22 protein-coding genes are annotated in these 22,181 nt (G+C 63.0%); 12 read left to right on the top strand and 10 right to left on the bottom strand.

All coding sequences use genetic code 11. From position 1 onward, the window contains the following. The first annotated feature begins 3 nt into the window (after positions 1-3). Genes ACK41X_RS10380 through ACK41X_RS10370 form a run of 3 tightly spaced genes read left to right on the top strand, consistent with a single transcriptional unit; the run spans position 4 to position 1,712 of the window. Positions 4-318, top strand: coding sequence for an ArsR/SmtB family transcription factor (locus tag ACK41X_RS10380; RefSeq protein WP_409722322.1), 315 nt, complete (start codon positions 4-6; stop codon positions 316-318). A gap of 39 nt (positions 319-357) precedes the next feature. After that, positions 358-900 carry a rhodanese family protein gene (locus ACK41X_RS10375; RefSeq protein ID WP_409722316.1) on the top strand — a complete coding sequence of 181 codons (543 nt, stop codon included), beginning with the start codon at positions 358-360 and terminating at the stop codon, positions 898-900. A 26-nt stretch (positions 901-926) separates the two neighbouring features. Further along, positions 927-1,712 (top strand): sulfite exporter TauE/SafE family protein, encoded by a 786-nt coding sequence (locus ACK41X_RS10370; protein ID WP_409722313.1) that lies wholly within the window; start codon positions 927-929, stop codon positions 1,710-1,712. 62 nt (positions 1,713-1,774) lie between these two features. Here ACK41X_RS10370 and argC read toward each other — a convergent pair whose 3' ends face one another. Continuing rightward, the gene (gene argC / locus ACK41X_RS10365; RefSeq protein WP_409722311.1) at positions 1,775-2,833 is read right to left on the bottom strand and encodes an N-acetyl-gamma-glutamyl-phosphate reductase; all 1,059 of its coding nucleotides are present in this window, start codon (positions 2,831-2,833) and stop codon (positions 1,775-1,777) included. 303 nt (positions 2,834-3,136) lie between these two features. On the opposite strand from argC, the gene ACK41X_RS10360 reads away from it, so the two are divergent. Next, positions 3,137-3,490, top strand: coding sequence for a hypothetical protein (locus tag ACK41X_RS10360; protein WP_409722309.1), 354 nt, complete (start codon positions 3,137-3,139; stop codon positions 3,488-3,490). Positions 3,491-3,555: 65 nt separating this feature from the next. Further along, complete coding sequence (locus ACK41X_RS10355) at positions 3,556-3,969, top strand: DUF305 domain-containing protein (protein WP_409722308.1); 414 nt, start codon at positions 3,556-3,558, stop codon at positions 3,967-3,969. Between the two features lie 58 nt (positions 3,970-4,027). On the opposite strand, the gene ACK41X_RS10350 is transcribed toward ACK41X_RS10355, so the two are convergent. The 4 genes from ACK41X_RS10350 to ACK41X_RS10335 form a co-directional block, all read right to left on the bottom strand. Then, entirely contained in the window at positions 4,028-4,996 is a 969-nt protein-coding gene (locus ACK41X_RS10350) for an MBL fold metallo-hydrolase (protein WP_409722305.1), read from the bottom strand. 65 nt (positions 4,997-5,061) lie between these two features. Next, entirely contained in the window at positions 5,062-6,069 is a 1,008-nt protein-coding gene (locus tag ACK41X_RS10345; protein WP_409722302.1) for an MBL fold metallo-hydrolase, read from the bottom strand. 235 nt (positions 6,070-6,304) lie between these two features. Beyond that, the gene (locus ACK41X_RS10340; protein WP_409722299.1) at positions 6,305-7,096 is read right to left on the bottom strand and encodes an FkbM family methyltransferase; all 792 of its coding nucleotides are present in this window, start codon (positions 7,094-7,096) and stop codon (positions 6,305-6,307) included. 10 nt (positions 7,097-7,106) lie between these two features. Then, positions 7,107-7,646, bottom strand: coding sequence for a DedA family protein (locus ACK41X_RS10335; RefSeq protein ID WP_409722296.1), 540 nt, complete (start codon positions 7,644-7,646; stop codon positions 7,107-7,109). Between the two features lie 208 nt (positions 7,647-7,854). Between ACK41X_RS10335 and parE the strand changes: the two genes are divergently transcribed. Continuing rightward, positions 7,855-9,942, top strand: coding sequence for a DNA topoisomerase IV subunit B (gene parE / locus ACK41X_RS10330; RefSeq protein WP_409722293.1), 2,088 nt, complete (start codon positions 7,855-7,857; stop codon positions 9,940-9,942). A 305-nt stretch (positions 9,943-10,247) separates the two neighbouring features. Here the strand turns inward: parE and ACK41X_RS10325 are convergent, their stop codons facing one another. From ACK41X_RS10325 to ACK41X_RS10315, 3 genes are all read right to left on the bottom strand, one after another. After that, the gene (locus ACK41X_RS10325; protein WP_409722291.1) at positions 10,248-11,231 is read right to left on the bottom strand and encodes a Bug family tripartite tricarboxylate transporter substrate binding protein; all 984 of its coding nucleotides are present in this window, start codon (positions 11,229-11,231) and stop codon (positions 10,248-10,250) included. A 130-nt stretch (positions 11,232-11,361) separates the two neighbouring features. Next, entirely contained in the window at positions 11,362-12,528 is a 1,167-nt protein-coding gene (locus ACK41X_RS10320; protein ID WP_409722288.1) for a 4-hydroxybenzoate 3-monooxygenase, read from the bottom strand. Between the two features lie 102 nt (positions 12,529-12,630). Next, entirely contained in the window at positions 12,631-14,142 is a 1,512-nt protein-coding gene (locus tag ACK41X_RS10315; protein WP_409722286.1) for a caspase domain-containing protein, read from the bottom strand. 178 nt (positions 14,143-14,320) lie between these two features. Here ACK41X_RS10315 and ACK41X_RS10310 point away from each other — a divergent pair, with 178 nt between their 5' ends. From ACK41X_RS10310 to ACK41X_RS10295, 4 genes are all read left to right on the top strand, one after another. Beyond that, the gene (locus ACK41X_RS10310) at positions 14,321-15,322 is read left to right on the top strand and encodes a Bug family tripartite tricarboxylate transporter substrate binding protein (RefSeq protein WP_409722283.1); all 1,002 of its coding nucleotides are present in this window, start codon (positions 14,321-14,323) and stop codon (positions 15,320-15,322) included. A 6-nt stretch (positions 15,323-15,328) separates the two neighbouring features. After that, positions 15,329-16,354, top strand: coding sequence for a putative zinc-binding metallopeptidase (locus ACK41X_RS10305; protein WP_409722280.1), 1,026 nt, complete (start codon positions 15,329-15,331; stop codon positions 16,352-16,354). Next, on the top strand, positions 16,351-17,364 hold the full coding sequence (locus ACK41X_RS10300; RefSeq protein ID WP_409722278.1) for an ATP-grasp domain-containing protein: 1,014 nt from the start codon (positions 16,351-16,353) through the stop codon (positions 17,362-17,364). Before ACK41X_RS10305 ends, ACK41X_RS10300 begins: the two co-directional genes overlap by 4 nt. A 119-nt stretch (positions 17,365-17,483) precedes the next feature. Beyond that, positions 17,484-17,687, top strand: coding sequence for a DUF2892 domain-containing protein (locus tag ACK41X_RS10295; protein ID WP_409722275.1), 204 nt, complete (start codon positions 17,484-17,486; stop codon positions 17,685-17,687). Between the two features lie 18 nt (positions 17,688-17,705). On the opposite strand, the gene ACK41X_RS10290 is transcribed toward ACK41X_RS10295, so the two are convergent. Continuing rightward, entirely contained in the window at positions 17,706-18,644 is a 939-nt protein-coding gene (locus tag ACK41X_RS10290; protein WP_409722271.1) for an acetamidase/formamidase family protein, read from the bottom strand. Here ACK41X_RS10290 and ACK41X_RS10285 point away from each other — a divergent pair. Beyond that, complete coding sequence (locus ACK41X_RS10285) at positions 18,606-19,793, top strand: DMT family transporter (RefSeq protein WP_409722269.1); 1,188 nt, start codon at positions 18,606-18,608, stop codon at positions 19,791-19,793. The two genes, ACK41X_RS10290 and ACK41X_RS10285, sit on opposite strands and share 39 nt — an antisense overlap. 6 nt (positions 19,794-19,799) lie before the next feature. Here the strand turns inward: ACK41X_RS10285 and ACK41X_RS10280 are convergent, their stop codons facing one another. Continuing rightward, positions 19,800-20,507, bottom strand: coding sequence for an alpha/beta fold hydrolase (locus ACK41X_RS10280; RefSeq protein WP_409722266.1), 708 nt, complete (start codon positions 20,505-20,507; stop codon positions 19,800-19,802). 202 nt (positions 20,508-20,709) lie between these two features. On the opposite strand from ACK41X_RS10280, the gene ACK41X_RS10275 reads away from it, so the two are divergent. Then, the gene (locus ACK41X_RS10275; protein ID WP_409722264.1) at positions 20,710-22,095 is read left to right on the top strand and encodes a DEAD/DEAH box helicase; all 1,386 of its coding nucleotides are present in this window, start codon (positions 20,710-20,712) and stop codon (positions 22,093-22,095) included. Positions 22,096-22,181: the final 86 nt, after the last annotated feature.

Genomic DNA, 22,181 nt, shown 5'->3' with positions numbered 1-22,181 from the left:
CCGATGGCCGTCCCGGCAGCCGCGATGGAAATTCTGGAACAGCGCGCAGGCGAAGCGGCGCAGCTTCTCAAGCTGCTCGCCAACGAAACCCGCCTGCTCATCCTCTGCCGCCTCGTCGCAACTGGCGAAATGTCCGTCAACGCAATCGTCGCGGCGGCGGGTCTTGGGCAATCGGCCGTCTCGCAGCATCTTGCGAAACTGCGTGAAGACAATCTCGTTGCGACCCGCCGGGACGGCCAGACCATCTACTACCGCATCGCGGATGAGAACGTCGCCCGGATCATCGCTGTGCTGAAGGATATCTACTGCCGCGACTGAGCACGGCGTTGACCTAACGCAAGACAGTAAGGAATCGACATGACAGCATTGACTCTCATCTCCCCGCAGCGCGCCGCCGAACTGATGCGCGAGGGCGCCGTCCTCGTGGACATCCGCGAGCGCGACGAGCATGCCCGCGAGCGCATCGAAGGCGCGCGGCATCATGCGCTGTCGTTGCTCGACCGTGAGCATCCGGCAAGGCCCGGCGACGACGTCCTGATCTTTCATTGCCGGTCCGGTGCGCGGACGACGCAAAACGCCCCGCAACTTGCAAAAGGTGTCCCGGCAGGCGTCGAGACCTATGTGCTCGACGGCGGCATCGAGGCCTGGAAAAAGGCCGGCCTCCCGGTCACAGTGGACCGCAAGGCGCCGCTGCCGATCATGCGGCAGGTCCAGATCGCGGCCGGCAGTCTTGTCGTCCTCGGCACCGTGCTAGGCGCGACGGTTTCGCCGGGCTTCTATCTGCTCGCCGGCTTTGTCGGTGCCGGCCTCGTCTTCGCAGGCGTCACCGGATTCTGTGGCATGGCGAACGTGCTGGCGCTGATGCCCTGGAACCGGCAGCCGACCTCATCCGCGGCCTGAACCCGCTCACCTCGGGTGAAAAGCAGATGATCCAATCCATTGCCGCGATTGCGTCGGGCAGCCTTGTCGGCCTGTCGCTCGGCCTGATCGGCGGCGGCGGCTCGATCCTGGCGGTGCCGCTCTTGATCTACGTCGTCGGCATGCCGTCGGTGCATGCCGCGATCGGCACCAGCGCGGTCGCGGTCGCCGCCAGCGCCGCGGTCAGTCTGATCGGTCATGCGCGTGCGAACAACGTACGCTGGCCGTGCGCGATCGCGTTTGCGCTGGCCGGCATTGCCGGAGCTGCTGCCGGCGCCCAGCTCGGAAAGATGATGGATGGCGCAAAATTGCTGGCGCTGTTCGGCGCGCTGATGATCGTGGTCGGCGCGCTGATGCTGCGGCCGCGCAAGGGCGGCACCGATGCCGGTGTCAAGCTCGACCGCACAAGCGCACCGCGCCTCCTGCCCCTGCTTACCGCGACCGGATTTGGCGTCGGATTGCTCTCCGGGTTTTTCGGGATCGGCGGCGGCTTTCTGATTGTGCCAGGTCTTATCGGCACCACCGCCATGCCGATGCTGGACGCGATCGGCTCGTCGCTGGTGTCGGTCACGCTGTTCGGCGCAACAACGGCGACCAGCTACGCGCTGGCCGGTCTGGTCGAATGGCGGATCGCCGGCCTGTTCGTGCTCGGCGGCGCAGCAGGCGGCATCGCCGGCTTGCTGCTGGCGCGCAAGCTCGCAAGCCAGAAGCGCGCCCTCACCTATGTGTTCTCGGCGGTCGTGATCGCCACCGGGCTTTACGTCGTAACCACCTCGCTGATGCGCTGGACGTAAGTCATTGCACTGCTGCATGGCTCGCCATGCGATCCGGCCGCATCGCTTCAAATCGCTTCGGCCTACGGGAACAACGCGACCTGATCGATTCCCATGGTCTCGGGGTATCCCATCATCAGGTTCATGTTCTGGATCGCCTGGCCCGATGCGCCCTTCACCAGATTGTCCAGCGCCGAGACGATGATAGCCCGCCCGGGCACCCGATCCTTCGCGACGCCGATAAATGTCCAGTTCGAGCCGCGGACATGCCGGGTTTGCGGCGTCTCTCCAAACGGCAGCACATGGACAAAGTCCGCCTTCTCGTAAAACTTTAAAAGTATCTCATGAAGGTCTTCCGGGGTCCGCCCGCGCCGGCCCTGCACGTAGATGGTCGACAGGATGCCCCGGTTCATCGGCACGAGATGCGGGGTGAAGCTGACGATGACCTCCTTACCGGCGGCCGCCGAAAATTCCTGATCGAGTTCGGCCATATGCCGGTGTCCACCCACGCCATAGGCGTGGAAGCCCTCCGACACTTCGGAAAACAGCATCGCCTCTTTCGCCGAGCGCCCTGCCCCGGTCATGCCGGACTTGGCATCGATCACGATGCCCTCGGTCTCGATCGCCTTGTTCTTCAGAAGCGGCACCAGCGGCAGCTGCGCACAGGTGGTGTAGCAACCGGGATTGGCGACCAGCCGCGCCTTTTTGATCTCGCGCTTGTGGATTTCGGCAAGTCCGTAGACCGCTTCGGTTTGCAATTCGGGCGCATGGTGTTCGTGCCCGTACCATTTCGCATAAGCTGCCGTATCGCTCAGCCTGAAATCAGCGGAGAGATCGACGACTTTGGTTTCCGGCGCTTCGGTCAGCAATTGCTTCAGCACCTTCTGCGTCGTCGCATGGGGCAGCGCACAGAACACGAGATCGAGCCTCTGCGCCTTCCAGTCCAGCCCCTCGATCGAGACCAGCGCCGGAAGCTCGAACGGGGAGAATTGCGGAAACACGTCGCGCATCGCCTGCCCGGCCTTGCGGTCGGCGGTGAGGAGCGCGATCTCGGCGCGCGGATGTCGAATGAGCAAGCGCACAAGCTCCGACCCGGTATAACCGGACGCACCCAGAACGCCGATCTTCGCTTTGGTCGCCATGTGTCTCTCCGCGCGCGGGGCGGCATGTTTCGCCGCCGGGTTCTTAAGTCGCCGGCTGAGCCTTGGAAAGCGCGGATTTCGGTGAATGCCGCGGCTCCGAAGGCTCGCGGCAGGGATAAGATCAGGCGAACAGACCTCTCCCGGCCGCGAAGGCGGCACGGCGGCGAGGCAATGTTGCGGGCCTGACGGTCATGATGCCGCCATATAGGCGGCGACAGTCTCACGGTCAATTCACAGCCCTAAGAATCCGTCCGTGAGGCATTGGACTTTCGATCGTCGCCGGCTTGTCGTATTGGACTTCAGATGAGTCCCGTCGTCACCATGTTGCGGCTGTGCTTCGTCGTCCTGTTCGGGGCGATGAGCCTCACGCATGGTCCGATCATGACATTTTCTGCCACCCATTCGGCTGGCGCGGTCGAGCATCTGCACGCCACCCCCTCCAGCGAAGCCGATCCGGACTGCCACGAGGACGGGACTGCGGGCGCAAAGCATGCAACGTGCAATGCGTTTGGCTGCTTGATTGCGGTCGAGCCCCTGCCAATGACGGCACGCGCGCTGACGCCTATCCTGTTTGCCGTGATGGCTGCCGCGCCGGCAAAAGCACCCGATCCGCTCGGACGCGTCCCCGCTCTGCCGCCGCCGCGAACTCAAGGCTGACCGTTCGCCAGAACGAACCCGCGCACGCCGCAGGCGACGCGCATCATTCAGCTTTGGAGATACCCATGAGAACGACATTGATCGCTGGTCTGACGGCCGGTACCCTTGCTCTCGGCACCGCCCTCGCCTTTGCGCAATCGCACCACCACGGTCATGGTTCGCATCAACAGCCCGCTGCCGCCGCCGACCACGCCGCCCACAGCAGCAAGCCGAAAGGCGACACCGGGCCGTCAAGCCTCGCCTTTCATGCCATCAACACCAAGATGCACGAGGGCATGGACATCGAGTTCACCGGCAATGCCGATATCGACTTCGTTCGCGGCATGATCCCGCATCATCAGGGCGCGGTCGACATGGCGAAGACGGTGCTCGCCTTCGGCAAGGATCCCCAGATCCGCAAGCTCGCCGAGGAGATCATCAAGGCGCAGGAAAGCGAAATCGCGCTGATGCAGGCCTGGCTGAAGCAGAACGCAAAATAGGCTGTTTTGAACGCGCGACCGCCCGGCGCATATGCCGGGCGGTGGTCATGCGCCCATCTCACGCCGCCGGGATGAAGCGGTAGCCGCTGCCGCGCTTCTCGATTCGGCCCAAGGCCGGAAATGGCAGGTGGTAGCCGGACATCGGCAACTTCTCGACCGCCAGCATATCGTAGAGCTTTCGGCGCGTCTGAACCGCCATGGGCCCGTCCATATCGCCGCCTCCGAACCAGTCCGGATGGCGCACAAAGACCGAGGCGATACCCGACGTCACATCGGCCTGCACCAGAAGCGTGTCTGCACCCGACGCAATGACGAACGATGTGTGGCCGGGCGTATGTCCGGGCGTCGCCATTGCGGTGATGCCCGGCGCGACCTCCATTCCATCGGTAAACTTGGCCAGGTTCCTACCGGGGATCGCACCGAACACGCGCCGCACATTGTTGTGCGCGTTGCGCAGGTTCGACCCTTCCTCCGCCTTGTTCATGTTGACGTCGTCGAGCCAGTAATTCCATTCGTCAAGCGGTACCTTGATCTCGGCATTGGGAAATGCCGGCCTATCCTCCAGCGTAACCAGCCCGCCGATATGATCGCCATGGAAATGCGAGACGATGACGGCATCGATCTGTTTCGGCTCGATCCCGGCCGCGGCGAGCCGCTGCGCGGTCAACCCGGTGCCCACCGACAACGTTCTCGGGCCGTTGCCGGTATCGATCATGACCAGCCTGCCACCGGTTCTCACCAGCAAGGGATGGAACACCCGGGCGATCTGGTCGCGCGCAAGACCGTCGGCGGCCAGCGCGTCCTGGAATTGCTCGAGGCTGGCGCTGCGGGTCGGACTGGCTGTGAGCTTGACGCGCCGCACACCGTCGAGGATCGAGATGACCTCGATGTCGCCGATCTTGAAGCGCTGCGTGCCATCGAGAGCCGCAGGTGCGGTCTGCGCGGCTGACCGACGGGTCTGAAGCGCACCCGAAACCGTGATGGCGGCAGAGCCGGCCAACATCTCACGTCGCGACAGTTTCGCCATAGCACCATCCGTGGTTGAAAAAGCAAAAAGGCCGCCCTCGCGGGCGGCCTTTATAGGCTCACGTGTCAGATCGTCGGGCTCCACGGCACTGGCACTTCGCGATACCCCGTGCCGGTCTTCTCGATGAAGGCGACGGCCGGGAACGGAAAATGGAAGCCCTGCACCATGGTCCGGTCGGCCGCGAGCATATCATAGGTCTTGCGCCGGGTGGCTTCGGCCTGATCGGGAATCTGGTCGAACATCAGGTGCCAGCCGGGATTGCGCACGAACAGGAACGGCACGTTCGCCAGGTCCGCCTGCACGAATACGCTCTTGCCGCCCGACGAAATCACATGCGAGGTGTGGCCGATCGAATGGCCGGGCGTTGCCACGGCCGTGATGCCCGGCACCAACTCCTTGCCGGCCGCATACGGCTTCACCTGCTTCTTGACGCTCTCGTTGCCGAAGACGCGGCGATTGTTCTTGAACAGGCCCTCCATCCGCTGATTGCCGGTGGCTTTGCTCATCTCGCCATCGTCCATCCAGAACTTGTATTCGGAGTCCGGCACCAGAATTTCGGCATTGGCAAAAGCCAGCGTGCCGTCCGGCAACAATAGGCCGTTCACGTGGTCGGGATGGAAATGCGAAATGATAACGGTGGACACGTCCTTGCGGTCGATGCCGGCCGCCGCAAGATTACGGTTCAGCTGTCCGGCCGCGCCCTTGCTGTTGGTGAAATTCTGCTCGCCGGTGCCGGTATCGATCAGGGTTGTCTTGCCGCCGTTGCGCACGACCACGGCCGTATACGGAATGGCCATCTGGTCTGCTTCCATGAAGGCGGCCGTCAACGCCTTGTTGACCTCGTCACGCTTGACATTGGCGACAAAGTTGTCCGGAAACTTGAAGCGGTTTATCCCGTCGGTGACAGCGGTCACTTCGATATCGCCGACCTTGTAGCGGTACCAGCCCGGGGCCTGCTGGCCGGCGGCGCCTTGCGCATTGGCAGCCGTCGTCAGCGAAAGACCGCCAAGCGCTGAGGCCGCGGTCACGGTTGCGGCGCCGGCCAGAAGATTGCGGCGCGATAGGTCGATCATGATGTCCTCCCTGAATTGCGTCACCGGACTTCCCGCTCGCCGGTTCAGCCACAATTGAAAGCATAGCCGAGCCGGATGCCGGTTGAAACCGACCCCCTTGCCCGCTCTGCAATGGCCACTGAAACACCGCGGAGCAGTCGGTATTCCCCTTTTACATATTTTCGGCTCGCGAAAATCCGCCATTGCGGCCGCGCCACGACGCCGCACGTGAGGCGCTGATGATGTTACACGGCTCTCAGTCGATGTCCGCAATATTCGTGAAATAGTGATCGATGTAGTTGGTCTTCAGGTAGCGATAGCCCAGCCGCGCGAACAGAGCTTTCAGCTCCTCGAAGCGGTCGGAATAAAGCTCGACCTGAAGATAACAGCGATTGTCGCGCAAGGTCCGCTCCATCCCGGCGAGCGCATGAAATTCGGAGCCTTCGACATCCATCTTCACCAGAATGGTATTGCCCGAGAGCGAAAATACATCGTCGAAACGGATCTGGCGCACCCGATGCTTCGCAACGCCCGGCGCTTCTTCCGGGGGCTTGTCGGGATGGGCAACCCAGGACTCGCCGCGATTGTGCGGGCCTGCTTCCATCAGCACGACCTCTCCCGCCTTGTCGCCAACGGCGTCCTCGACCACACGGATCCGATCCTGCAATCGGTTTGCCGCGATATTGGCGAGGAGCCGCGCACGATTGCCGGGGTCCGGCTCGAAGGCCACGATCTCGCCGCCGAGATTTTTCGTCGCCAGCATGATCGAGTAGACGCCGGCATTGGCCCCGATGTCGAAAAAGCAATCGACGCGATGGCTGCGGCAGACCGCCGCGAAGTCTTCCAATTGCTCGGCCTCCCAGATCGCATTGATGGCAATCTCGCGGTCGATCAGATCGGTGGTATCGACCACAAAGCGCGCGCCTTGCGCACGGGCGACATAGGGAACCCGGCCAAGGCTGCGCATCGCATGATCGTAAAGGCTGCGCGCCTGGCGTTCGATGGCTCCGATCGGATGACGAAAGGTATTCATCGCAACCATTGCCATGAAAGCCCGGTCAGTGGAACCAGGTGGCGAGACCGAGCCACTTCGCGATGCCCATGCCGAAATCGCCGAAGGCGAGCAGCACATAGGCCCACACCATGGCCGACGTCACATTGGCGAACTGGAATTTCCAGTAATGCATTTCCAGGATGCCGGCGACCAGCGGCACCGTGGCGCGCAGCGGCCCGAAAAACCGGCCGATGAAAATCCCGAGGATGCCCCATTTCTCCATGAAGGCATGGCCGCGCGGCATCATGTCGGGATGTCGCGAGAACGGCCATATATGCGCGATGCGGTGCTTGAAATAAAACCCGATGGAATAGGAAACCCAGTCGCCGGCGGCGGCGCCGGCGGCCGCGGCGAGCCAGATTGGCCAGAACGAGAGGCCGGAGGCATTGATCAGGGCGCCGATCCCGACCAGCAGCGCCCAGGCCGGGATGACGAGCGACAGGAAGGCCAGCGACTCGCCGAAAGCCAGGAGGAAGACGATAGGAAATGCCCACCAGTGGTTCTGGCGGACAAACTCGATGACGATCTGGGAATATTCCTGCATCCGTTTCGTGACAGGCGGCGGGGGCCATGGTCTAGCCCGGCCCGGCCCTATGTTCCAGCGCCCCGAGCGGTAAAATCGTGAGCTACATCGTTACTTTTCAGGGATTTGGCCCCGCCAGGGCAGTTTGGAAAGCCGCCCGCCATACCACCGTGGCATAGTGAGACCAACCGCGATTCGCGATCAAGAGCATCAATCGACACACCCGATCATGGCGAAAACCACCAAGCCGGCCCGCACCGTCAACAAGAACGCCAAGGCCGAGAAAAGGACGCATAAGAGCGCCGACCTGTTCGCCGCCGCTGCGCCGGCGAAGCAGGCCGCTGCGGCCCGCGGCGGCGCTGCACGCAGCGGTGGAGCCGATGGCGGCTATACCGCCCACCATATCGAGGTGCTTGAAGGCCTCGAACCCGTCCGCCGCCGGCCCGGCATGTATATCGGCGGCACCGACGAGAAGGCGCTGCACCACCTGTTCGCCGAAGTCATCGACAATTCGATGGACGAGGCGCTCGCCGGCCACGCCACCTTCATCGAGGTGCATCTGGGCGCCGACGGCTGGCTCTCCGTCACCGACAACGGGCGCGGTATCCCGGTCGACCCGCATCCGAAATTCCCGAAAAAGTCGGCTCTCGAAGTCATCATGTGCACGTTGCACGCGGGCGGCAAATTCGACTCGCAGGTCTATGACACCTCGGGCGGCCTGCACGGCGTCGGCGTGTCGGTCGTCAACGCGCTGTCTGAAAAGATGGAGGTCGAGGTCGCGCGCGGCCAGCAGCTCTACAGGATGACCTTTTCGCGCGGCACCCCCAAGGGCGGACTGGAAAAGCTCGGCAAGGTAAACAACCGCCGCGGCACCACGGTGCGCTTCAAGCCCGACCCGCAGATTTTCGGCGACAAGGCGAAATTCGATCCGGCGCGGCTGTTCAAGATGACGCGCGCCAAGGCCTACCTGTTCGGCGGCGTCGAGATCCGCTGGTCCTGTGACGCATCTCTCATCACCGACGACACGCCCGCCGAAGCCGTGCTGCATTTCCCGGGGGGCCTGCAGGACTATCTCGCCGCCTCGATCGAAAAGGCGACGCGCGTGCATCCCGACATCTTCGCAGGCGGCTCGGAGAAGAAAGGCGCGCGCGGCTCTGCCGAATGGGCGGTTGCGTTCGTTGCCGACATCGACCCCTTCGTCTCCTCCTACTGCAACACCATCCCGACCCATGACGGCGGCACCCACGAGACCGGCCTGCGGACCGCCCTGTTCAAGGGGCTGCGCGACCACGCCGCGCGCGTGAATCAGGAAAAGCGCGCCGCGGTCATTACCTCGGACGACGTCATGGCCGGCTGCTGCGCCATGATCTCGGTGTTCATCCGCGAACCGGAATTCCAGGGCCAGACCAAGGACCGGCTCGCAACACCCGAAGCCGCACGGGTGGTCGAGCAGGCGATCCGCGATCCGTTCGATCACTGGCTCGCCGGCAATCCGACGCAGGCGAACAAGCTGCTCGACTTTGTGATCGAGCGCGCTGAAGAACGCATCCGCCGCCGTCAGGAGAAGGACGTTGCGAGAAAAAGCGCCGTGCGCAAGCTCCGCCTGCCCGGCAAGCTCGCCGACTGCACCAACACCGCGGCGCAGGGTTCGGAAATCTTCATCGTCGAGGGCGACAGCGCCGGCGGCTCGGCCAAACAGGCGCGCGACCGCGCATCACAGGCGGTGCTGCCCTTGCGCGGCAAAATTCTCAACGTCGCCTCTGCCGGCAAGGACAAGCTGGCGCAGAACCAGCAGCTCGCCGATCTGATCCAGGCGCTCGGCTGCGGCTATGGCAGCCATTATCGCGAGCAGGATCTTCGCTATGACAAGGTCATCGTGATGACCGACGCCGACGTCGACGGCGCCCATATCGCCTCGCTCCTCATCACCTTCTTCTACCGGCAGATGCCGAAGCTGATCGAGGACGGCCATCTCTATCTTGCCGTCCCGCCCCTCTACCGGCTGTCGCATGGCGGCAAGACGTTCTATGCGCGCGACGACAAGCACAAGGAGGAGCTCCTGAAGAAGGAATTCCACGTCAATGCCAAGGTCGAGGTCGGCCGCTTCAAGGGGCTGGGCGAAATGATGGCGAACCAGCTCAAGGAAACCACGATGGACCCGAAGAAGCGCACGCTTTTGCGGGTGACGCTCGAGGACGCAGCGCGCGCGGCTACGGCAAAGTCCGTTGATCAGCTGATGGGCACCAAGCCCGAAGCGCGCTTTGCCTTCATTCAGGAGAAGGCGGAATTCGCCAGCGAGGACTTGCTGGACGTTTAGTGGCCCTTCGTTCCGTTGAAGACATGTGCGGGTCAAGCGGGCGCATACAGCGTGAGATCAACAGCACGATCGCAAGCCGCACAATAAACAGCCAGATCTCGCGCATCGGCACTTGCAGCCGCGATCGAGCGCGGCGATGCAGGCTGGGAAGCGCGCATTGCGGAAGCGATGGAACAGCCCGCGCGAACGCCGTTGCCGAAATCCGCAAAAAACGCGGGGTGAGACACTCACCCCGCGTCAGGTTGAAGCGGCACGTCTTGTCTTGATTATCCCGGCACCGCCCTTTCCGCTTTTTGTGTTTGCGCCTAGTTCCCGAATTTCAGATTGCCGGCCTTGATCACGTCGGACCACATCTTCTGTTCGCTTGCGATCAGCTTGGAGAAATCCTCGGTCCCCATACCGGTTGGCCGCACCGCAAGCCCGCGCAGCTTGTCGCGTACCTCGGTCTGCGTGATGACCGCGCTCAGCTCCTTGTGCAGTTTTTCGACGATCGGCTTCGGCGTCCCGGCCGGCACGAAGAAGCCGCTCCACAGGCTCACATTCACGTCGGGAAAACCGGCCTCCGTCATGGTCGGAACATCCGGCAGATCGGGGAAGCGTTCCTTGGCGAGCACGGCAAGGGCGCGCAACTTGCCGCCCTGGACCTGCGGCATCATCGGCGGCGGATCGACGATGGTCATGGCGGCATCCCCGGAAATCACCGCGAGAATCGACTCGCCCGAGCTCTTGTAGGGAATGGCGGTGCCGTTGGCGCCCGACTTCATCTTGAAGAGTTCGGACGGAAGCGTGAAGGCCGGAGACGAGGTCGCGTAATTCGCTTTCCCGGTATTGGCCTTGGTCCATTCCACCAGCTCCCTCGCGGTCTTGGCCGGATGATTGGCGGACACCGCCAGGAACAGCGGGAAGTCCCCGATCTTGGTCACCGGGATGAAGCTCTTGAGCGTGTCGTAGTCGGTCTTGAAAATCAGCGGACCGATCGCCATCGCGCCGCTGGCGCCGACCAGGATCGTGTAGCCATCCGCAGGCTCCCGCGCCACAAACTCGGCCGCGGTGCGGCCACCCGCTCCCGGCTTGTTCTCGACCACCACGGTCCAGCCGGTACGCTTCTGCAATTCGTTCTGGATCAGCCGCGCGAAAATATCGTTGCCGCCGCCGGCCGCAAATCCGACGACCATGCGGATCGGCTTGGTCGGAAACGATGCTGCCGGATCCTGTGCAAATGCTGGGCTTGCGGCAAATGCGAGCGCCACAAGTCCGAGCGACGCCCGAAGGCCCCACCCTGTTGCCATGCGAACCTCCCTTGCAGGCCTTGTCTTGCGGCGATGACGCCGAGCGGCCGTTGCGAGTCGCACCATAGCGGTGCGACGGCGCGAGGCGCAAGTTAAGGTATTCGCCGGCAAACGCGGGGACGGCGCGTCGTCACCCGATGGGCAGGCCGGTATATTGCTCTGCGAGCGAGGTTTGCGCCGCACGCGAGTGGGCGATGTAATCGAGCTCGGCCAGCTGCCTGCGGCGGTCGAACGGAACTTCGTCGGGGAAGACGTGGAAAATCTGCGTCATCCACCAGGAAAAGCGCTGCGCCTTCCACACCCGTTCCAGGCAGGTCTTCGAATAACCCTCCAGCAGCTCGGTCTTTTTCATCTTGTAAAAAGCGTCGAGCGCGCGCGCCAGCATGCGTACATCGGCGAGCGCCAGGTTCATCCCTTTGGCGCCGGTCGGCGGCACGATATGGGCGGCGTCGCCCGCAAGAAACAGTCGTCCGGTCTGCATCGGCTCGCAGACGAAGCTGCGCATCGCGGTGACGCCTTTTTGGAGGATCGGGCCTTCCTGCAATTTGCGGGTGCCGCCGAGCCGGGTATGCAGCTCGTCCCAGATCCGGTCGTCCGGCCAGTTTGCCACGTCCTCGTCGGGCTCGACCTGGATATAGAGCCGCGCCAGCGTGGGCGAGCGCATGGTGTAAAGCGCAAAGCCGCGGTCGTGATAGGCGTAGATCAGCTCGTCGTCCGGCGGCGGCGATTCCGACAGAATGCCGAGCCAGCCGAAGGGATATTCACGGTCGTAAAAGGTCAGCGCACCGGCCGGAAAGGCCGGGCGACAGATGCCGTGGAAGCCGTCGCAGCCGGCGATGAAGTCGCAATCGATACGCTGATCCTTGCCATCGTGGCGGAACGTGATCGACAGCTTGTCGGTGCCGATATCGTGGACCCTGGTGTCGTCGACCTCGAAGATGATCTGCCCGCCATCGCCAAGCCGCTGCGCCACCAGATCCTTCACCACTTCCTGCTGGCCGTAGATCGTGATGCCCTTGCCGACGAGCTTGCGGAAATTGAGGTGATGGGCCTCGCCGTTGAAGCAAAGATAATTGCCGTCGTGGAACATGCCTTCTTTTTGCATGCGCGCGCCGACCCCGGTCTCGGTCAGCATGTCCGCGGCCCATTGCTCGATCAGTCCGGCCCGGATGCGCTGCTCAATATAATCGCGGCTGCGACTTTCGACGATGATTGAGTCGATCCCGTTGAGATGCAGAAGATGCGACAGCATCAGCCCGGCCGGGCCCGCGCCAACAATTCCAACCTGTGTCCGCATTTGAAATATTCGATCCCGTGACGGCTTTTGCGCGGTGTTAGCCGGGTTCGCGGGAGCGGCAAAGGTCTTTTTGCCGGATCGGCTGGACGATCAGCGCGCTGGCTACCTGTTCCCGCGCGGATCGGCGCGGAACGTTTTCACCTCCGAGGTGGTACCGTCGCGATAGGTCAATTCGACCGACATCACCTTGGTATTGGGCGGCAGTTTCATGTAGGGCTGCGCGCTCGACGGGATTGCGGACGGGTTGCGCGGATCGCAGGGCGGCATTGCGAGCTTCTGATCCGGCACGGTGGAATCGATGCCGATCTTCACCTCGCGGATCGCGCAGCGATACGAGACGAGGTGCGTATAATACACCATCAGTCCGTTGAACTGGCGGAAGGACAGCCAGCTGCCGGAGGTCATTTCCAGAATCTCGCGCTGGCTCCTTTCCAGCGCGCCGCCCGGATCGAACTTGATCGGAAAAGGCTCGGCCCATTCGCCGCGGGCATCGGCGTAGCGGACATAGATCGTGCCTTCGGGCGTGTCGGCGTCGAGCTGGATCGACGGATTGGGCATGCGCTTGCGCGTGCGCGGATCGAGCGTGTTGAGATGACCGGTTTCCCGGAAAGCGCCGCTCTCCCCGAACCGCCACGAAATCGCGGTCACTGGATCGGCGAAAGAGAGCGTCACCGACCAGCCGGCATTGTGGCGCATGAAGCTTGCGAGCGGCGCGTTCAGTTGCTCGGGTTCACTTCGCTGCGGCAGGGGCGATGGCTGCACCGGCGTCACTGCGGCGACCTGCTGCGGGATGGTCTCCTTGGCCTTGGCCGGATCGAGCGTGCCGTTCAGCACCACGTCGCCGACAATCTCGTCGTAATAGGCCGGCCGCTGATTGTGCCTGGCCTTGCGGGCAAGAGCGGTGACGCTGGCCTGGGTACGCTTGGCCACCTGAACGAGCGACAGCCCCGGTGTCTCCAGTTCCTTGACGAAGAAGCGGGTGAATACCGAATTCGGATCCTTGTCGTCGTCAGAGATATAATCGAGGGCGGTTTGGTTTTCCGACGCCGAATAGATGACGAAGGCGCCCTCCTCGCTCATTGCTGCAAGGCCGCCGCCGCTGCCCCGCACGCTGCGGGTCCCGGCGCGCTCGAACGGATTGTTGCGGCAGGCGTCGAGCACCACAATGGTGGTGCGGGCGCCCTTGTTCCTCACCCGTTCCATGATGCGGCGCGCCAGGAACGAATTCTCGTGGACCTTCTCCTCCTCGCCGTCGAGCGCCAGCGGAATGTCGGTCGGCAGAAGATAATTCTCGCCCCTGATCTGGAAGCCATGGCCGGCGAAGAAGAAAAAGGCGGTGTCGCCGGGACCGAGCGCGCGCTCGAAAGCGGTGAGGCGGTCGCTCATGCCGCGACGGTCCTGATTGGTGGCGGCGATGACCTGGAAGCCCAGCCCCTTGAGGGTCTTTGCCATCCGCTCGGCGTCGTTGGCGGCCTTCCGCAACGGGGTAACATTCCGGTAGCTGTCGTTGCCAATGACCAGTGCGACGCGCTTCCCGGCCATGGCCGGCGAGACCGTCAGCGCGGGCCCGAGCGCAAGCCCGAATGCGGCAAGGAACATAATCCTCGATAGCATCGATCCCCCTTCTTCCGCCAGACCGCCGCCTCGGTGCGTCACTGTCGCACGGCGCGGCGTTGAAGTTCAAATGCTTGAACCGGCACAAGAGCCAAGCGAATTGTGACGCTGCGGAATCGCAGGTATCAATGACAATGTGTTCGATCACAGTGAAGTCACGAAGGCGGGAGGAAAAAATATGAAAACCGGAATGCGTTTGGTGCGGTCTGCGTGGCTGCTGCTGGCCGCAGCGGCGATTGCCCTGCCGCTACTTGGCGATGGCGCACAGGCCCAGACGCCAGCCCAGACTTGGCCCCAGCGTCCGGTCAAGTTCGTGCTGCCGTTCGGCGCAGGCTCCGCCACCGACGTCGCCGCACGTTTGATGACCGACAAGCTGCAGGCCAAATGGGGCCAGCCGGTGGTCATCGAGAACCGGCCCGGCGCCGACGGCCTGCTCGCCATCAACGCCTTCCTCCAGGCCAACGACGACCACACCCTGCTCTATTCGTCGAGCGCCTCCTTCATGGCGCATCCCTATACGCTCGACAAGCTGACCTACAATTTCGAGCGCGACATGACGCCCATCGCGCGCGTCACCGACACCGTGCTGACGGCCAATGTCCCGGCTTCCTCACCCCACAAGACGCTCAATGAATTCGTCGCGGCCGTGCGGGCGCAGCCCGGCAAGTTCAACGTGACCGGCGCGCCGGGCGTGCCGGACTTCACGCTCGACTATTTCATCAAGACGCAAGGGCTCAACGTCGCCAAAATTCCGTTCAAGAATATCGTCGAGGCCGCGACCGCGCTCGCCGGCAACCAGATCGATTTCCTGATCACTTCGGCTGCGATCGTGCAGCCGCTGGTGTCGGCTGACAAGATCCGCATCCTCGCGGTGACGAGCCGCGACCGCGCCTCCTTCGCGCCTGACATCCCGACCGTTCACGAACTCGGCTTCGGCGGCCTCGCCGTCGAAACCACCGCCGGCCTTTATGGTCCCAAGGACATGCCGCTCGCCTTGCGCGAGCGCATAGCCCGCGACGTCATCGATGTGGTCTCCGACAAGACGGTTGCCGACCGGCTGCTGGCCACGGGGCAGATCGTTCGGGCGGGCGGGCCAGCCGAACTCGCCGAGACCATCAAGGAACAGTCGGAGCGGACCGCGCTTATCGCCAAGGAGCTCGGACTCAAACCGAAAAACTAGAGCGAGATGCCCCGTAAACATGCATGGGCCGACTGGCCGGACGACAGGCTGCTGAAGCTCAGGCTGAAAGACCTGAAGCTCACCATCGACGGCACCTGGATCGAACATTGCCTGGATGATCTCCAGGCCGAGCTCGATGAGCGCGATCTTCGCATCCGCCCCCATGCATGGCTTTCGGACGAATGGTTCAGCCCGGATACCACCCCTGGCATCGCGGTGCCGTTTTATCTGGCGCATCCGCGGCTGATGCAGCTCGAGCGCAAGATGATCATCGACGTCGAGGGCGGCACCCGGCGGGATTGCATGCGCATTTTGCGCCACGAGGCCGGCCACGTGGTGCAGAATGCCTTCGGTCTGCACCGCCGCCGCCGCTGGCAGCAGGTGTTCGGCAGTTCATCGACACGCTATCCGAAATTCTACCGGCCCAATCCGGCCAGCAAAAATTACGTCCAGCATCTGCGGCTGTGGTACGCGCAGAGCCACCCCGACGAGGACTTCGCCGAGACCTTTGCGGTCTGGCTGACGCCCCGCTCCGACTGGAGAAAGCGCTATGCCGACTGGCCGGCCTTGCGCAAGCTCGAATATGTCGACGAACTGATGGACGAAATTGCCGGTACGCGCTCGCAATTGCCGCGCGGCGCGGCCGTGCATCCGCTCAGCCAGATCGGCACCACTCTTGACGAACATTATCGCAGGAAGATCGCGCTTTATGCGCTGAATACGCCGCGCACCTACGATCGGGAGCTGCAGCGTATCTTCTCTGCCGAACCACGACATCGTAACGCACCGACCGCGGCTTCCTTTATCCGCCGTCACCGCTCCTACTTCCGGCAAACCGTCGCGCGCTGGACCGGCGAATATCAGCTCACGCTTGACTCCGTTCTTGATGATATGATCGACCGATGCCGCGAGATGAAATTGCGCGCGCCGGGATCGGAGCGTCAATTGCTCGCGGATTTCACTGTATTGTTAACGGCTAAAACGGTGCATTCGCTCTATAGTCCGTCGCGCCGACAATGGTTCGCTCTATGAAAAGAACGCGCGTTCTGGTGCTGCTGCATCCGGAACAGATGCCGCCAGATTCCATCAAGGGATACAGCGAGCAGGAGATCATTGCCTTCAAGACCGGCTATGATGTCGTCAACACCTTGCGCAAGGCGCGCCATGAAGTGCGCGTTCTCGGCGTGCAGCACGAACTGCGTCCGATCCGCGCCGAGATCGACTCCTTCCAGCCCGACATCGTGTTCAATCTGCTGGAGGAATTTCACGGCGAACCGGCCTATGACCAGAATGTCGCGAGCTATCTCGAACTCACCCGCATCCCCTATACCGGCTGCAATCCGCGTGGCCTGATGCTGTCGCGCGGCAAGGATCTGTCGAAGAAGCTCCTGCACTATCATCGCATTCCGGTGCCGGCCTTTGCGGTATTTCCGATGAATAAGAAGGTGACACGGCCGCCGCGCCTGCCGTTTCCGCTGATCGTGAAAAGCCTGAGCGAGGATGCATCGCTTGGCATCGCGCAGAAATCCATCGTGGATAACGACGAGAAACTCGCCGAGCGCGTCGCCTTCGTCCACGAGAAGATCGGCACCGCCGCGATCGCCGAGCAATATATCGATGGCCGAGAACTCTATGTCGGCGTCATCGGCAACGAACGCATGCGCGTTCTGCCAATCTGGGAGCTCTATTTCGGCGATGCAGCCAGCAAGATCGCAACCGCGAAGGTGAAGTTCGACGTCAAGTATCAGGAGGAGCGCGGTATCTTGCAGGGTCCGGCGACGGATCTGCCGTCCGAAATCTATAAGCGCATCCAGAACCTGACACGCCGCATCTGCCGAACGCTCGAGCTCGACGGCTATGCGCGGATTGACTTCCGCCTCTCGGCCGACGGGGTTCCGTACTTCCTGGAAGCCAATCCCAATCCGGAAATCGCCCGGCACGAGGTGTTCGCCGAAGCTGCCGCTTACGACGGGATGAAATATTCGGAAATGCTCCGGCGCATCATCGCGCTCGGCATCCAACGCGCCCGCGCCAAGGGATAGCATCTCACCGGCTTGTGAGCCCAGCCAATGCGTCGGGCCTTCGGTTTATTGACGCACGTCAACGCCGCTCCGCCAAAGCGACCTGAAAATAATTCAGTTTTGCGAGGAGGCTTATCGCCATGACCGTCAATATGGGAATGCTGGATCGCGCGATCCGGGTTGTCGTCGGCATCCTGCTGATCGCCTTCGCACTCCCGCTCGGCTTTCCGCAGACCGGCTGGAACTGGATCGGCTGGATCGGCATCGTACCGATCGTCACCGCCGTGATCGGCAATTGCCCGGCCTACAGTCTGTTCGGCATCACGACCTGTAGCAGAGCCTGAGTTGCTGTTGCGTTCGCATCACGGCGCATCCAGGTAGCGCTTGTCCAGCATCATATGGACGCCCTTGCTGCGGTTGACGATCTGCGTCACGCGCAGATTGGCAGCAAGACTGCAAAGCATGTAGGCATCCTCAAACGACAGCCCCCGACGCGCTACGATAAGGGCGATCATCTGCCGCAGCGCCAGTTCGGCGCAGCGGTCGAGATCGGGATCGAAGGCCATGGTGATGACATGGGTCGGCGTTTCGGCCTGCGGCCAGTCGAGCCGCAGATCGTCCCGCAAGTGGAATTCGAAAGTGCCGGTCAGCCCGGTTTCGATAGCGGTCAGGCAGACCTCGCCGTCACCCTGTGCGCCGTGGCCGTCGCCGGCCGAGAACAGGGCGCCATCGACGGCAATCGGCAGATAGAGAATTGAGCCCGCTACCAGCTCCTTGCAGTCGATATTGCCGCCGCTGCGATGCGGTGGCACCGACGACACCGCGCCCTCGCTCGCGGGCGGCGCCAGGCCCATGACGCCGAAGAACGGCTGCAGCGGAATCTCGGCGCCCCATGCCAGGCGCGCCGTTTTGGTTTTGCGGTCCAGCGGAATGTGAACCACGCGCTGCGTGTCGATGTCGTCCGGCAATACGCCAAAGCCCGGACGCATGACATTGTAACCCCAGGAACAACTCAGCGCGATGTCGCGAATCTGCAATTCCAGCACCTGCCCCGCCTTGGCGCCGCGCACGGCGACCGGGCCGGTCAGAATGTGCGGACCGAGCTTTTGCGGAACCGCCGCGTGGATCGCCGGCAATTCCGGCGGGATCGCAAATCCGCTCGCCGGCAGGTGATCTTGCGCACCGGATACCGTCGTGATCACAACCGTGTCGCCGGAGTCGATCGTCAGCACCGGCTTCAGGGCGGCATCGAAATGACCCCAATGAACCGTTTCCGGCGACGGATCGAGCGTGTGGATCATGGCATTGGCCTTCTGCGCATTCGCGCTGGCATTCCACTGTGCGAACAAACGAAGCGTCACTCCGAAAAGTCTAGCAGAAGCACCGGTCAGGTGCGCACCTTTATCCTTGAGGCCGCAGTATTGGCGCATCCGTCACCGGCTTTGGCCTTGAAACCGGGTGGCATTCGCCGTGCGGCAGGTGCATGGTTCGGTCGAATCCGGCAACCAACATCTGGCCCCGCCCGCATGAATAACCCGACCGGCCAGATTGACCGGACCGACGCCGCGTTGCTGGTCTTCCTGTCGATCCTGTGGGGCGTTGGATTCGTGTTCGCGGGGCTGGCTCTGCGGGAGTTGCCACCGGTCTCAGTCGTGTTCGGCCGTGTCGCCTTTGGTGCGCTGTTTCTTTTGCCGCTGATTCTGGTCTTCCGCACCGCTCTGCCGCGAGGACTGCGTGGCTGGATGCCGTTCTTTGTCATGGGGCTGCTGAACAACGTGATTCCGTTCGCGCTGGTGGCCGCAGGCCAGGCGCTGACGACCAGCGGCCTTGCCTCGATCGTCAATGCCACGACGCCGCTCTTCACCTTGATCGTGACCGCTGCCTTCGGCGAGGAAAAACTGACGACGCACAAGGTCGCCGGGGTTCTGATGGGTCTTGCCGGCGTCGTCATTCTGCGCGGCACCGGCGCCGAATTCGCATCGGCGCAGTCTGTCGGCATCCTTTTGTGCCTTGGGGCCGCTCTCTCCTACGGGTTTTCCGCCCTGTGGGGCCGCCGCAGGCTGCAGGGCGTGCCGCCGCTGACATCGGCCTTCTATCAGGTTCTGTGTTCGAGCGCGGTGTTGTTCGTGCTCATGATCGCGATCGACCGGCCGTGGACGTTGGCGATGCCAAGCGCGGGCACGTGGCTTTCCCTCGTCGGTCTGGGTATTTTCGCAACCAGCATCGCCTACCTGGTCTTCTATCGAATTCTGGCGCGATCAGGCGCGACCAATGTGATGCTTGTCACTCTGCTCATGCCGGTCAGCACCATCGTGCTTGCGCATTTTGTCCTGGACGAAATGCTGGGCCTGCGCGAGGCGGCAGGTGCGGTTGTGATCGGCGCGGCGCTGCTGGTGATCGACGGGCGGGTGTTCGGATGGATCGCACGGCTTGCGAAGGCAAGCACCTGATCTGCCTCACCGCCTTAACCACTCGACGAGCGCTTGCGTCACCGCGTCTGGCCGCTCGAGCGTCGACAGGTGTCCGCAATCGGGCACCATGACGAGCCTGCTGCGAGGAATGAGCCCCGCCATCTCTTCCGACAGCGCCGGAGGCGTAAGCTGATCGCCGTCGCCGACCAGAACGAGCGTCGGGCATGTGATCGCGGGAAGTCCCGGACGCGAGTCCGGACGCGTCAGGATCGCAGTCTGCTGGCGCACGAACGCATCCGCACCCACAGCAAGCGTCATGTCGCCGGCGATTTTTTTGAGCGCCGTGTCGCCCTGCCGGTCCTTGTGCACCAACACCGGCCACAGCATCGCGTTGATCTCCTCGAGCTTGCCGGCCCTGGCCAAAGCGATCGAAGCCTTGCGCCGCTTCGCCGCCTCCGGCGTGTCGGCGCGCGAGCCGGTGTCGAGCAGCGCAAGCTTTGCGACCCGCTCCGCAGCAAGCCGCATGATCGCGAGCGCGATGTAGCCGCCCATGGACAATCCGGCGAGCGCAAAGCGCGGTGGCGCGTCGTCCAGAATCTGCCGCGCGATGGCATCCATGCTGTCGGCCCGCCGGTGATCGGCAATCGTGACCGGCCCGAAGGTCCAAAGCGCGGGCAATTGCTCGGTATAGAGGCGGGCGGTACATCCAAGCCCGGGAATTAGCAGGATCGGCAGGCTTTCGGCATCGCTCATGTCATGGTCCCGTCATCGTGGAATCGACGAAAACGCTTGTATTTATTTAACTTAATGGCTGTCCGGCCATTGACTTTCGGCCCCCTGTCCCTATTTTCGGGCAACGGTCCGACTGACAGAGATTCGGCCGCCCCTCTCGCGCAAAACGTCATCCTACGGTGGTCCGGCGCGAGCCCAGACAGCGGGCGGCGTTAGAGGTTATATGTCCTTTTCCCAACTCGGTTTGTCCGAAAAAGTTTTGGCCGCCGTTAAGGCCGCAGGCTACGAAAACCCGACCCCCATTCAATCGCAGGCGATCCCGCACGTGCTGGCACGGCGCGATGTGCTCGGCATTGCCCAGACCGGCACCGGAAAGACTGCGGCGTTTACGCTGCCGATGATCACCATGCTGGAAACCGGCCGCGCCCGGGCCCGTATGCCGCGCACGCTGATCCTCGAGCCAACCCGCGAACTGGCCGCCCAGGTGCAGGAAAATTTCGAGAAATACGGCGCCGGGCAGAAGCTGAATGTCGCGCTTCTGATCGGCGGTGTTTCGTTCGACGACCAGGACGCCAAGCTCACCCGCGGCGTCGATGTGCTGATCGCGACCCCGGGCCGTCTGCTCGATCATTTCGAGCGCGGACGCCTGCTGCTGACTGGCGTTGAATTGCTGGTGATCGATGAAGCCGATCGCATGCTCGACATGGGCTTCATTCCCGACATCGAGCGTATCTGTAAACTCGTTCCCTTCACCCGGCAGACCCTGTTCTTCACGGCCACCATGCCGCCGGAAATCCGGCGCATCACCGAGCAATTCCTGTCGAGCCCGGTGAAGGTCGAAGTGGCAAAGCCCGCCACCGCTGCCGCCACCATCACCCAGCAGCTCGTCAGATGCGGCCGCGAGCCGCACGAGAAACGGGAGACGTTGCGGCGCATCATCCGCAACACCACCGAGAATTTCAAGAATGCCATCGTGTTCTGCAATCGCAAGCGCGAGGTGGCGCTGCTGCATCGTTCGCTGGTGAAGCACGGCTTCAACGCGGTCGCCCTGCACGGCGACATGGATCAAACCTCGCGCATGGCCGCCCTCGACAAATTCCGCAAAGGCGAGGCCGACCTCTTGATCGCCTCCGATGTTGCCGCGCGCGGCCTCGATATTCCGGATGTCAGCCATGTGCTGAATTTCGACGTGCCTTTTCACGCCGACGATTACGTTCACCGCATCGGCCGCACCGGCCGCGCCGGCAAGACCGGCACCGCCTACACCATTGCCACGCCTGCCGACCACAAGGCCGTCGCCGCCATCGAGAAGCTGATCGGCCAGCCGATCCCGGTCGTCGCCGATTTTCCCGCGCCGGACCTGCAGCCTGCCGAACCGCGCGACACGCCCGTCCATGCTCCGCCCACAGGCGCAGAACGCGCCAAGGGACGGCGTCCGTCGCGCCGCGGCGCCAAGACCGACGACGCGCAAGACACGCCGAAGGTCACCCGCATCGATCAGGCCCGCAGACGTCCGCAACCCGCGCCCGAGCTTGAGGCGGACCACTCCCACCTGCCCGCCTTCCTGCTGCGTCCGGTCCGCCTGAAAGCCCGAGCCCCGACAGGCTAAATCTTCCGTCACATCCATAGCGCGCCGCCTCGCGCACCGGCATTTACACCTCGTTCACCACTCTGCCCTAGGTTGGAAACATTGCT

It is taken from the genome of Pseudorhodoplanes sp., assembly GCF_046289595.1.
In the GTDB taxonomy this organism is placed as follows: Bacteria; Pseudomonadota; Alphaproteobacteria; order Rhizobiales; family Xanthobacteraceae; genus Pseudorhodoplanes.
The sequence above is the reverse complement of the archived record's forward strand: the minus strand, read 5'-3'. Positions and strand labels throughout refer to the sequence as shown.

Excerpts from the sequence above, each read along its gene's own strand:
- ACK41X_RS10380 (WP_409722322.1), top strand. The coding sequence starts at position 4 with ATGGCCGTCCCGGCAGCCGCGATGGAAATTCTGGAACAGCGCGCAGGC.
- ACK41X_RS10375 (WP_409722316.1), top strand. The coding sequence starts at position 358 with ATGACAGCATTGACTCTCATCTCCCCGCAGCGCGCCGCCGAACTGATG.
- ACK41X_RS10370 (WP_409722313.1), top strand. The coding sequence starts at position 927 with ATGATCCAATCCATTGCCGCGATTGCGTCGGGCAGCCTTGTCGGCCTG.
- argC (WP_409722311.1), bottom strand. The coding sequence starts at position 2,833 with ATGGCGACCAAAGCGAAGATCGGCGTTCTGGGTGCGTCCGGTTATACC.
- ACK41X_RS10360 (WP_409722309.1), top strand. The coding sequence starts at position 3,137 with ATGAGTCCCGTCGTCACCATGTTGCGGCTGTGCTTCGTCGTCCTGTTC.
- ACK41X_RS10355 (WP_409722308.1), top strand. The coding sequence starts at position 3,556 with ATGAGAACGACATTGATCGCTGGTCTGACGGCCGGTACCCTTGCTCTC.
- ACK41X_RS10350 (WP_409722305.1), bottom strand. The coding sequence starts at position 4,996 with ATGGCGAAACTGTCGCGACGTGAGATGTTGGCCGGCTCTGCCGCCATC.
- ACK41X_RS10345 (WP_409722302.1), bottom strand. The coding sequence starts at position 6,069 with ATGATCGACCTATCGCGCCGCAATCTTCTGGCCGGCGCCGCAACCGTG.
- ACK41X_RS10340 (WP_409722299.1), bottom strand. The coding sequence starts at position 7,096 with ATGGCAATGGTTGCGATGAATACCTTTCGTCATCCGATCGGAGCCATC.
- ACK41X_RS10335 (WP_409722296.1), bottom strand. The coding sequence starts at position 7,646 with ATGCAGGAATATTCCCAGATCGTCATCGAGTTTGTCCGCCAGAACCAC.
- parE (WP_409722293.1), top strand. The coding sequence starts at position 7,855 with ATGGCGAAAACCACCAAGCCGGCCCGCACCGTCAACAAGAACGCCAAG.
- ACK41X_RS10325 (WP_409722291.1), bottom strand. The coding sequence starts at position 11,231 with ATGGCAACAGGGTGGGGCCTTCGGGCGTCGCTCGGACTTGTGGCGCTC.
- ACK41X_RS10320 (WP_409722288.1), bottom strand. The coding sequence starts at position 12,528 with ATGCGGACACAGGTTGGAATTGTTGGCGCGGGCCCGGCCGGGCTGATG.
- ACK41X_RS10315 (WP_409722286.1), bottom strand. The coding sequence starts at position 14,142 with ATGCTATCGAGGATTATGTTCCTTGCCGCATTCGGGCTTGCGCTCGGG.
- ACK41X_RS10310 (WP_409722283.1), top strand. The coding sequence starts at position 14,321 with ATGAAAACCGGAATGCGTTTGGTGCGGTCTGCGTGGCTGCTGCTGGCC.
- ACK41X_RS10305 (WP_409722280.1), top strand. The coding sequence starts at position 15,329 with ATGCCCCGTAAACATGCATGGGCCGACTGGCCGGACGACAGGCTGCTG.
- ACK41X_RS10300 (WP_409722278.1), top strand. The coding sequence starts at position 16,351 with ATGAAAAGAACGCGCGTTCTGGTGCTGCTGCATCCGGAACAGATGCCG.
- ACK41X_RS10295 (WP_409722275.1), top strand. The coding sequence starts at position 17,484 with ATGACCGTCAATATGGGAATGCTGGATCGCGCGATCCGGGTTGTCGTC.
- ACK41X_RS10285 (WP_409722269.1), top strand. The coding sequence starts at position 18,606 with ATGAACCGTTTCCGGCGACGGATCGAGCGTGTGGATCATGGCATTGGC.
- ACK41X_RS10290 (WP_409722271.1), bottom strand. The coding sequence starts at position 18,644 with ATGATCCACACGCTCGATCCGTCGCCGGAAACGGTTCATTGGGGTCAT.
- ACK41X_RS10280 (WP_409722266.1), bottom strand. The coding sequence starts at position 20,507 with ATGAGCGATGCCGAAAGCCTGCCGATCCTGCTAATTCCCGGGCTTGGA.
- ACK41X_RS10275 (WP_409722264.1), top strand. The coding sequence starts at position 20,710 with ATGTCCTTTTCCCAACTCGGTTTGTCCGAAAAAGTTTTGGCCGCCGTT.